Origin of the sequence: Paraburkholderia sp. NMBU_R16 (genome assembly GCF_013282575.1) — a bacterium.
GTDB lineage: Bacteria > Pseudomonadota > Gammaproteobacteria > Burkholderiales > Burkholderiaceae > Trinickia.
The window spans coordinates 1-2,308 of record NZ_JAAAYE010000157.1 but is presented as its reverse complement, the minus strand read 5'-3'; the positions used below and the strand labels follow the sequence as shown (position 1 = coordinate 2,308).

Here is a 2,308-nt window from a genome sequence, read left to right as displayed (position 1 = left end):
GCCACACCGATTCCAATTCTTCTCTTGCGAAGGCCGTCATCGCTTGCCCCTCCTGAGCGAACTCAATGGCGGCATTGTGCGATTGCCTTTACGCGAACTCTATAACGCCCATGGCTTACCGCTTACGGCGAACCGGTGCAAGACGATCGACCGGGTCAGCAGAAACTCGCCGCCTGAAATCGACCGCCATCAAAATGTTCATACACCACTCTTGACGTTAGCTCCTTACCGACTGACGCGCTGTTCTCATCGTGATTGACGCGCGGCATGCATCATGCGCCGCGCGTCAATCAACATCGGCATCATCAACCTCGCCGCGACATTCTCATCTTGTTTGTCGCGCGTCTCTCATCCAGATTGTCGCGCCACACATGCCGCATAACCTGTGGGGAAAGGGGCGCATTGCGCACTGCTCCGCCTCCATGCACCAACGCCAATTTCGTACCATCTTTTCTTCGTTTGACAGCGGCGTTGTGCTTGTGGGGCATGCATGGGCTTCCAGCAGGACGGACCGCGATTTTATTCCTCCTGTCTTTCGTTTGCCTATCCGTGCACCAACGCCCCATGCGACACAACCTTCGCGTGCCGCAGGCGTTTTGCGCGGGGGCGGGAAAGTGCGCTCGCCGAGGGCTGACACTGGGAGCAGTGACAGCTTCTGCTTCTGAGCGAGCGATTTCGCACGCTCAAGCTTCACGCCAAACAGCGCTGCCACCGCGAGGGTGTGATCATCCCCAACGTGCTGAACCCGTGGAATTCGTTCGGCAGGCCCATTTGCGTCAAGAATGCATAGTTGCGTCCGCAACCAAATGGGGGCCTGTCCTCCTGAACAAAGCCGCACCGCACAAACCAACTAGCTTCGGAGTTTTGAAAATGGTACGCGCACTTTCACCTGATTCCGCGAGAATCGCCAGCGATCTAATCGATCAGTACTATGATGCCGACCCCATCGCGCGCACCCTCAACCATATGCGCACACAGGAGGGCCAGAATACTCTACCTACTTACGGCCGGGATTATGCGCATTGGGCGAGAACCCATTATCCCGCAGACTCCGGACCTTACAACGAGCACGATGTCCGGGCATTCCGCCAAAGCCGCCCATCCGCCTCCATGTCGCCGGCTCTTGCAAGCATGCCCTCACGTCCGTCAGGTTCGTCGCGGCCATCAAACTCAACTTATACGCAAGCAGCTGGCTCGTCGTCGGGACCACGTGATATAGCCTCAGAGGTGAGTCGCCTGGCCTCTGACTTCTCTGCATCGCAACTGACGGCGGCGTTGATACGGCAACGCAATCCTCAGGATTTTTCCGGCCCTCCTTTGCCATCGGGGGACTCGGTTGGCAGTCAGTCATTCACCTCCGGCAGTGGCTCCCAATTCCAATACTCATCAAGTTCAGCTGGCTTCCAGGCTCAGGTTCCGTTGGCCGCCGGTGCGTTCGCAGCCTGGTCATCTACAGGTAGGCCGAGCCGCCAAAATGCCAGGACGGCTCCCTATCCCGCACCGTCTTCGTTATCCTCCGACTCCAACACAACGACGGGCACCCGTCGAGCGCGGATCCGGCAAACCCCGACGTCGCCCGCGCACACCGTGCTGATACATGGGCTGCCCCAGGGACTGAGTCATCCCTATCGCTCGCACATCAACCGATTCCTGTGTTATCTGGAACAACAAGGCAGCGCGTGGGCGCAACTGGTGCCCCCCAACAGCGGCCTGCGTCCTGCGGCACTCGAACAGGCGGTCAACGCGGGCATTCGCGACCACGGTCTTCATCCCGGCACGCGGGCCGCGCTCAACCGCGCCTTCGGGTTGCTCCTGCAAGGCGAATCGGGAACTGTAAGACTTGCCCCGACGTTGCCCGCGCACACCGCGCTGATGCGTGGGCTGCCCCAGGGACTGAGTCATCCCTATCGCTCGAACATCAACCGATTCCTGTGTTATCTGGAACAACAAGGCAGTGCGTGGGCGCAACTGGTGCCCCCCAACAGCGGCTCGCGTCCTGCGGCACTCGAACAGGCGGTCAACACGGGCATTCGCGACCACGGTCTTCATTCCGGCACGCGGGCCGCGCTCAACAGCGCCTTCGGGTTGCTCCTGCAAGGCGAATCGGGAACTGTAAGACTTGCCCCGACGTTGCCCGCGCACACCGCGCTGATGCGTGGGCTGCCCCAGGGACTGAGTCATAGTCATCCCTATCGCTCGAACATCAACCGATTCCTGTGTTATCTGGAACAACAAGGCAGTGCGTGGGCGCAACTGGTGCCCCCCAACAGCGGCTCGCGTCCTGCGGCACTCGAACAGGCGGTCAACA

General features: G+C 60.0%; 2 protein-coding genes. Both read left to right on the top strand.

What is annotated here, in order from left to right:
* Positions 1-259, top strand: a 259-nt coding sequence (locus GWC77_RS29235; protein WP_217283439.1) for a hypothetical protein, incomplete at its 5' end; no start/stop codon positions are given.
* Positions 260-1,587: 1,328 nt separating this feature from the next.
* On the top strand, positions 1,588-2,308 hold a 721-nt coding region (locus GWC77_RS27400), incomplete at its 3' end, for a hypothetical protein (RefSeq protein WP_173262523.1).